The organism is uncultured Mycobacterium sp. (assembly GCF_964249325.1).
GTDB lineage: Bacteria > Actinomycetota > Actinomycetes > Mycobacteriales > Mycobacteriaceae > Mycobacterium.
The window spans coordinates 29,415-36,681 of the sequence record NZ_CAXUCH010000004.1 but is presented as its reverse complement, the minus strand read 5'-3'; the positions used below and the strand labels follow the sequence as shown (position 1 = coordinate 36,681).

The following is a 7,267-nucleotide window of genomic DNA, read 5'->3' as shown; positions in this document are numbered from 1 at the left end:
GGAGGGTGGTTTCGAGGCGGTGCGGCACCGGGCGGTCGCGCGACGGGCCGGTCTGCCGTTGGCGTCGACCACCTACTATTTCTCGTCTCTGGACGATCTCATCGCCAGCGCGGTCGAACACATCGGGATGTTGGAGATCGCGCAGCTAAGAGGCCGGGTCGCGGCCGTGTCCCGGCGCCGCCGCGGCCCGGAAACCACCGCCGATGTGCTAGTCGAACTGCTGGTGAGCGAGGCACCAGGTCCCGGTCTGCGAGACCAGCTGATCTCTCGCTATGAGCGCTACATCGCGTGCGCGCGTCTTCCCGCGTTGCGTGATATCCAGCGCCGGATCGTGCGGCAGCGTGCTGACGCCATCGCCGACGCCATCGAGCGATCAGGCCGCTTGGTGCGCGCGGAACTGGTTTCCACCCTGATCTGCGCTGTCGACGGCGCGGTCATCTGCTCATTGGTGGACGACCGGCAGGATCCGCGCAACGTTGCGCGTTCCACGCTGGTTGAAATCATCGATGCGCTGGCGCCGGTTGAGCAGCCGCCGATCGCAATTTAGCGCCGACGGTTACGACACGGGGATGCGTTCTCGGTTGGCAGCCTCGGGGTAACGATGTAGCCGGTCGCGAAATCGCCATAGATCGTCATGTCGTCGTGACAGCGATACCAGTACAGCGCTATGTATGCGCACAGCACGGCGTCGACGGGATCCTCGGCGCCATCCAGCTGGACCGGGCGGGTCGCCGCGGTCACTGCGTTGCGCAACTCGACCCAGGCCACATTGTGGTTCACCCGCAGTGCCGGCGTCGCCTCGTCCAATCGCTCGACCAGCGTCATCAACCGCAGCAGCTCACGCCGGCGCGTCCCAAGTAGGCCGCGCTTGTACTTCAGCGTGCGATCCAGGCCGAAAAGCACCACGGCGGCCGGGTGCGGGTACACCTCGATGGCTCGCCGCCGTGCCTGAGAATGCGGGTTCATATCGAGTGCGAGCGCGCCGGCCAGTCTGGCCCCGCGCGGAACGTCCGCGAATTCAGGTCTGCCGGTATAGGCCGGGCGTGCGCCGGCCTCGAACTTGGCGAACTCGCGGTTAAGCGCCGTCTCGCAGGGCCGATACCCAGTCGGGTTCTTCACGATCAGCGGTGCGTCGAGCGCGACCAGACATTCGTCACGGACGTATGGAGACAGCGAATTGAGGATGCTCGCGTCGTCGTGCGCAGCACCGACATGCATCAACCGACCGTCGGTGTCGACTACCGCAATACCGCTCTGGTTGATCTGGCCCCAGGCGAGGTCGACGCCCACGAAGTACATTGGCCCAGCTTGCCGCACCACGACCGTAAGCTGTGTCGTTGTGAGCATGCCCAACGTGCTGGCCGACCGCTACGCCAGCGCCGATATGGTGGCGATCTGGTCGCCGCAGGCCAAGGCCGTCGCAGAACGGCGACTGTGGCTGGCGGTACTGCGCGCACAGGCGGAGCTCGATGTCGACGTGCCGGAGCAAGTGATCGCCGATTACGAGCGGGTGCTCGAAGACGTCGACCTCGCCTCGATCGCCGCGCGTGAGCGGGTGTTGCGCCACGACGTCAAGGCCCGCATCGAGGAGTTCAATGCGCTGGCCGGCCACGAGCACATCCACAAAGGCATGACCAGCCGCGACCTCACCGAGAACGTCGAGCAGCTGCAGATCCGCCGGTCGCTGGAGTTGGTGTTCTCCCACGCCGTCGCGGTAGTGGCCCGGCTGGCCGAACGAGCCATTGCCTACCGGGATTTGGTGATGGCGGGGCGCAGCCACAACGTCGCCGCGCAAGCCACCACGTTGGGCAAGCGGTTCGCCTCGGCGGCTCAGGAGACGCTGATCGCGCTGACCAGGATGCGCGAGTTGATCGACCGCTACCCGCTGCGCGGCATCAAGGGCCCGATGGGCACCGCCCAAGACATGCTCGACCTGCTGGGCGGAGATGCGGCCAAGCTGTCCGAGTTAGAGCGGCGGATCGCCGAATTCCTCGGTTTCCCAACCGTTTTGACCAGCGTCGGGCAGGTGTATCCGCGCTCGCTGGACCACGATGTGGTGTCGGCGCTGGTGCAGTTGGGCGCGGGCCCGTCGTCGCTGGCGCACACCATCCGGCTGATGGCCGGGCACGAGCTGGCCACCGAAGGCTTTGCGCCCGGGCAGGTCGGGTCGTCGGCGATGCCGCACAAAATGAACACGCGCAGCTGTGAACGGGTCAATGGTCTGCAGGTGGTGTTGCGTGGTTATGCGTCGATGACGGCCGAGCTCGCCGGCGCGCAGTGGAACGAGGGTGACGTGTTCTGCTCGGTGGTGCGCCGAGTAGCGTTGCCGGACAGCTTCTTTGCCATCGACGGGCAGATCGAGACCTTCTTGACGGTGCTCGATGAGTTCGGCGCCTACCCTGCGGTGATCCAGCGCGAACTGGACCGCTATCTGCCGTTCTTGGCCACCACCAAGTTGCTCATCGCCGCGGTGCGCGCCGGCATGGGCCGGGAGGCGGCGCACGAGGTGATCCGCGAACATGCGGTGGCGGCCGCGTTGGCGATGCGGGACGGCGCCGAGCCCGACCTTTTGGAGCGGCTGGCGGGCGACCCGCGGCTGCCGCTGGATCGCGCCGCGTTGGACGCCGTGCTGGACGACAAGCAGTCGTTCGTGGGAGCCGCCGGCGACCAGGTCGACGCCGTGGTGGCGGAGGTGGACGCGCTGGTCGGTCGATACCCGGACGCGGCCAAGTACACCCCTGGTGCCATCCTGTAGCGGCATGACGGCCTCTGTTGCCCTCACTGGTCCTCTTTCTCGGATCGACTTCACCGACCTGGACAACTTCGCCAACGGGTTCCCGCATCACCTGTTCGCCATCCACCGCCGCGAAGCACCGGTGTTCTGGCACGAGCCCACCGAGCACACACCGGACGGCGAAGGCTTCTGGTCGGTGGCCACCTACGCCGAGACCCTTGCGGTGCTGCGTGACCCGCTGACGTTTTCCTCGGTGACCGGGGGTGATCGGCCCTTCGGCGGCACCGTCCTGCAGGATCTGCCCATCGCCGGCCAGGTGCTCAACATGATGGACGATCCACGGCACACCCACATCCGTCGGCTGGTCAGCTCCGGGCTGACTCCGCGGATGATCCGGCGCGTCGAAGACGAGCTGCGATTGCGGGCGCGTCGGCTGCTCGACGCGATTGAGCCGGGCATGCCGTTCGACTTCGTCGTCGACATCGCCGCCGAACTCCCGATGCAGATGATCTGCATCCTGCTGGGCGTGCCGGAGACGGACCGGCACTGGCTGTTCGACGCGGTCGAGCCCGGATTCGACTTCGGCGCTTCCCGTTCGGCGTCGATGCCGCGGCTGAACGTCGAAGACGCCGAATCGCGGTTGTACACCTACGGGCTGGAGCTGATCGCGCGCAAACGCGCCGAACCTGCCGACGACATGCTGTCGACGGTCGCCAACGCCACCATCGACGACCCCGACGCACCCGCCTTGTCGGATGCGGAGCTCTACCTGTTCTTCCATCTGTTGTTCAGCGCGGGCGCCGAGACTACTCGCAACGCCATTGCCGGCGGGCTGTTGGCCTTGGCTGAACGCCCGGAGCACTGGCGCCGGCTGCGCAGTGATGCCGCGTTGTTGCCGACCGCGATCGAAGAGATGGTGGCGCGGCTGGAGCTGCGGGTGCTCTTCGAGGAGTTGCTGTCGCGCTTCGACACTGTGCGCATCGCCGCGCCTGTCGAATGGGCGCGCAGCAACCGGCACACCGGGATCCGGCATCTGATCGTGGAACTGCCCGGCCCGTCGTGAGGCTGCGGTTCAGCGACATCGAGCCGGCACCAGACGTCTTCGCGGCGGTCATGGCAACCGGCATCTTGTCGATCGCCGCCCGCAATCATCAGTACACCTGGATCAGCCAAATACTCGATGCTCTGGCCATGCTCGCGCTGCTGGTACTTGTGGCGTTGGTGATCACTACCGCCGCCGTCGAGCGCCGAATTGCCGTCTGGGACTTCGCGGATCCTGATGTCACGCTGCGGCTGTTCACGTTCGTCGCCGGGTGTGCAGTGCTGGGTAGTCGGCTGGCCTCGCATGTGGTAGTCGCTCACATCCTCGGTGCAACAGCGTTGGCCGCTTGGCTCGTGCTGATGCTGGTCACCGCTCGCAACATGTCGGCCAGGCCATGGCCGGCACTGCGAGACCGTTCGCACGGCGCTTGGGAACTGGCCAGCGTCGCCACATCCGGCCTGGTGATCATGATGGTGCTTCTTGACTATTACACCGCGCATCGCTGGTGGCTGGTGGTCGCCGTACCGCTGTGGGCGGTGGCGATGGGCATCTACGGCCTGATGACAGCGCTGATCGTGTGGCGCGCCGTGGCGGAGCGAAAGGATTGCGACGGATTCGAGCCGGATACCTGGATCCTGATGGGCGCATTGGCCATTGCGACTCTGGCCGGCGACTATATCCACCTGCTGGCCCCCGACTGGCTGGCCGGCAGCGTACGTGAAATCACCCAGGTGACCTGGGTGGTGGCCACCCTGTGGATACCGCCGTTGATCTACTTCGGGCTGCGCACCATCAGCCGGCGGCCGGCGGTACTGCAATTCGCCGGTGTGTGGTGGGCGATGGTGTTCCCGCTCGGTATGTACTCGGCGGCAACCTATGCCATGGCGGTCGAGCTCGATGTGCACGCATTGCAGACGGTTTCACTGGTGTTCTTCTGGAACGCGCTGGCGGTATGGCTGATCGTGGTGGTGGCCGGGCTGCTGCAGTTGCCCCGCATGCTGATGCGCTGACGATGTGCCTGCCATAGGTGAACAGCCGCCTCTTGCGTCCCCCGATGGGGGATTAGTGCCTTCTCCAAATTGAGGTCGCATGCGATATCGCGCCCGTTGTCAGCGGGCTCGGATCTAGCGCGCCCGAACCCCCGCCGACCGCAGCTCGAGAGCTGCCAGGCCATGGATGGTCACCGGATCTTCGCGCCGCCACGCCGCGACCGGATCGGCGTTGACGGCGGTCAACCTACGCAGTGGCCGGTTCGCCAACGCCCGCAGCGCCAGCAGCTGTTCGCCGGCCGGGGGGGCGGCCAAGGCCGTCACCGTCAATTTGCGCCGGAAGAATCTGAGCCGCAGGAATAGCCACGGCATCATCGCCGCCAGGATCGGTGGGGCAGCCACCGCCAGCGCAAGTAGCACACTCAACCATGTGGCGGTGGTGTCCAGATTGTGGCCGGCACTTGCGATGTCGAGAGCGGCCTCGCTGGCCGCGGTCAGCGGCTTGCTGACCGCCCCGCCGACTAACGGGATGTGCTCCGCGCTGTGGCCGGCCGACTGCAGGTTGGTGGCGACGCCGTGTGCACCGTTGTAGACATCCCGACCGACTGTGGCGATGGTCGAGACGGCGCTGTGCACCGCCATACCGACGAGCACCCAAGCGAACGTCCACAGGACAACGAGGATGTCGCTGAACAGTTGGGCCAGCAGCCGGCCCGGTCGGCTGGCGTAGGGCAGGTAGCGCGATCTCATAGCGTTGATCCCAGCACAGTGTTGGTTCGTGGGGCCGGCGGATAGGCTGACGCGATGCGCCCTGCTCTGTCCGACTACCGGCACCTGGCCAGCGGCAAGGTCCGCGAGCTGTACCGCATCGATGACGAGCACCTGTTGTTCGTGGCGACCGACCGGATCTCGGCTTTCGACTATGTCTTGGACAGCACGATCCCGGATAAAGGCCGCATTCTGACCGCGATGAGCGTGTTCTTCTTCAACCTCGTCGAGGCGCCCAATCATCTGGCAGGACCGCCGGACGACCCGCGGATTCCCGACGAAGTGCTGGGGCGCGCGCTGGTGGTGCGCGAGCTCGAGATGCTGCCGGTGGAGTGCGTGGCGCGCGGATACCTGACCGGGTCTGGGCTAGTCGATTACCAAAAGAACGGCAAACTCTGCGGCATCCCATTGCCGCCGGGTTTGGTAGAAGCCAGCAGATTTTCCACGCCGTTGTTCACTCCCGCCACGAAAGCCGAACTCGGACACCATGATGAGAACATTCCGTTTGCGCGCGTGATCGAGATGGTGGGAGCGGTGCGCGCCAACCAGTTGCGCGATCGTACGCTGCAAACGTATGTGCAGGCCGCGGACCACGCTCTGACGAAGGGGATCATCATCGCAGACACCAAGTTTGAGTTCGGCCTGGATGCCCACGCCAACCTCGTGCTGGCCGACGAGGTTTTCACACCGGACTCCTCGCGATACTGGCTGGCCGAAAACTACCGCGAGGGCGTAGTCCAGCACAGCTTCGACAAACAATTCGTCCGCAATTGGCTCACCAGCCCAGAGTCAGGCTGGGACCGTAGCGGGGCGCAGCCGCCGCCACCGCTGCCCGACGATGTCATCGAGGCCACCCGCGCTCGCTATATCGAAGCCTATGAACGGATTTCCGGGTTGCGCTTCGACGACTGGATCGGCCCCGGCGCATGAATCACAGACCAGCGCCGCCCGCCGCCAAACGGGTGGAGAGCCGCCGCGTGTACCACGACGACGTCTTCGTCGATCCGTATGAATGGCTGCGTGACAAAGCGAACCCCGAAGTCGTCACGCACCTCGAAGCGGAGAACGACTACGCCGATGCGATGACGGCCCACCTCGAGCCGTTGCGGCAACGGATTTTCGACGAGATCAAGGCGCGCACCAAAGAAACAGACCTGTCCGTGCCGACCCGGCGCGGCGACTGGTGGTATTACGCCCGCAGCTTCGAAGGCAAGCAGTACGGTCTGCATTGTCGTTGCCCAGTACGAGATGTGGGTGACTGGAATCCGCCGCTCTTCGATGAACACACCGAGATCCCCGGTGAGCAGGTGCTGCTCGACGAGAATGTCGAAGCCGAGGGCCATGATTTCTTCGCACTGGGCGCAGCAAGTGTGAGCCCAGATGGCACCGTGCTCGCGTACTCCGTCGACTACGTCGGCGATGAGCGATACACCTTGCGGTTCAAAGACTTACGCACCGGACAGCGCTACCCGGACGAGATCACCGGTATCGGCGCGGGCGTGACGTGGGCGACCGACAATCGCACCGTGTACTACGTGACTCTGGACGCGGCGTGGCGACCGGACACGGCGTGGCGGCATCGGCTCGGCTCCGGTCTGCCGAGCGAGAAGGTGTACCACGAAGCCGACGAACGGTTCTGGCTGGCGGTGGGGCGTACCCGCAGCGACGCCTACGTGCTGATCGTGTCCGGCTCGGCCATCACCTCGGAGGTCCGTTATGTCGACGCCGCCGACC

General features: G+C 65.5%; 6 protein-coding genes and 2 pseudogenes (2 of these 8 only partly in view). 6 read left to right on the top strand and 2 right to left on the bottom strand.

Features of this window, described 5'->3' with window-relative positions:
- Positions 1 to 547: pseudogene (locus ACFE99_RS01285) on the top strand (TetR/AcrR family transcriptional regulator); it begins 77 nt to the left of the window's first position.
- Here the strand turns inward: ACFE99_RS01285 and ACFE99_RS01280 are convergent.
- A complete protein-coding gene (locus ACFE99_RS01280) occupies positions 544 to 1,299 on the bottom strand; it encodes a DUF429 domain-containing protein (RefSeq protein WP_375481664.1) in 756 nt (251 codons plus the stop codon). The pseudogene ACFE99_RS01285 and the gene ACFE99_RS01280 sit on opposite strands and share 4 nt — an antisense overlap.
- Before the next feature lie 40 nt (positions 1,300 to 1,339).
- Between ACFE99_RS01280 and purB the strand changes: the two genes are divergently transcribed.
- From purB to ACFE99_RS01265, 3 genes are read left to right on the top strand one after another with little or no spacing between them, the layout of a single operon-like run.
- A complete protein-coding gene (gene purB, locus ACFE99_RS01275; RefSeq protein ID WP_375481662.1) occupies positions 1,340 to 2,755 on the top strand; it encodes an adenylosuccinate lyase in 1,416 nt (471 codons plus the stop codon).
- Positions 2,756 to 2,759: 4 nt separating this feature from the next.
- The gene (locus ACFE99_RS01270; RefSeq protein ID WP_375481660.1) at positions 2,760 to 3,797 is read left to right on the top strand and encodes a cytochrome P450; all 1,038 of its coding nucleotides are present in this window, start codon (positions 2,760 to 2,762) and stop codon (positions 3,795 to 3,797) included.
- The gene (locus tag ACFE99_RS01265) at positions 3,794 to 4,786 is read left to right on the top strand and encodes a tellurite resistance/C4-dicarboxylate transporter family protein (RefSeq protein ID WP_375481658.1); all 993 of its coding nucleotides are present in this window, start codon (positions 3,794 to 3,796) and stop codon (positions 4,784 to 4,786) included. Before ACFE99_RS01270 ends, ACFE99_RS01265 begins: the two co-directional genes overlap by 4 nt.
- Before the next feature lie 114 nt (positions 4,787 to 4,900).
- On the opposite strand, the gene ACFE99_RS01260 is transcribed toward ACFE99_RS01265, so the two are convergent.
- Complete coding sequence (locus ACFE99_RS01260) at positions 4,901 to 5,515, bottom strand: hypothetical protein (RefSeq protein WP_375481656.1); 615 nt, start codon at positions 5,513 to 5,515, stop codon at positions 4,901 to 4,903.
- A 54-nt stretch (positions 5,516 to 5,569) separates the two neighbouring features.
- Between ACFE99_RS01260 and ACFE99_RS01255 the strand changes: the two genes are divergently transcribed.
- Both ACFE99_RS01255 and ACFE99_RS01250 read left to right on the top strand, forming a co-directional pair.
- Positions 5,570 to 6,463, top strand: a complete 894-nt coding sequence (locus ACFE99_RS01255; RefSeq protein WP_375481654.1) for a phosphoribosylaminoimidazolesuccinocarboxamide synthase — start codon at positions 5,570 to 5,572, stop codon at positions 6,461 to 6,463.
- Positions 6,460 to 7,267 (top strand): annotated as a pseudogene (locus tag ACFE99_RS01250) (S9 family peptidase) (it continues 1,343 nt past the right edge of the window). Before ACFE99_RS01255 ends, ACFE99_RS01250 begins: the two are co-directional and overlap by 4 nt.

Excerpts from the sequence above, each read along its gene's own strand:
- ACFE99_RS01270 (WP_375481660.1), top strand. The coding sequence starts at position 2,760 with ATGACGGCCTCTGTTGCCCTCACTGGTCCTCTTTCTCGGATCGACTTC.
- ACFE99_RS01255 (WP_375481654.1), top strand. The coding sequence starts at position 5,570 with ATGCGCCCTGCTCTGTCCGACTACCGGCACCTGGCCAGCGGCAAGGTC.
- ACFE99_RS01280 (WP_375481664.1), bottom strand. The coding sequence starts at position 1,299 with ATGTACTTCGTGGGCGTCGACCTCGCCTGGGGCCAGATCAACCAGAGC.
- ACFE99_RS01260 (WP_375481656.1), bottom strand. The coding sequence starts at position 5,515 with ATGAGATCGCGCTACCTGCCCTACGCCAGCCGACCGGGCCGGCTGCTG.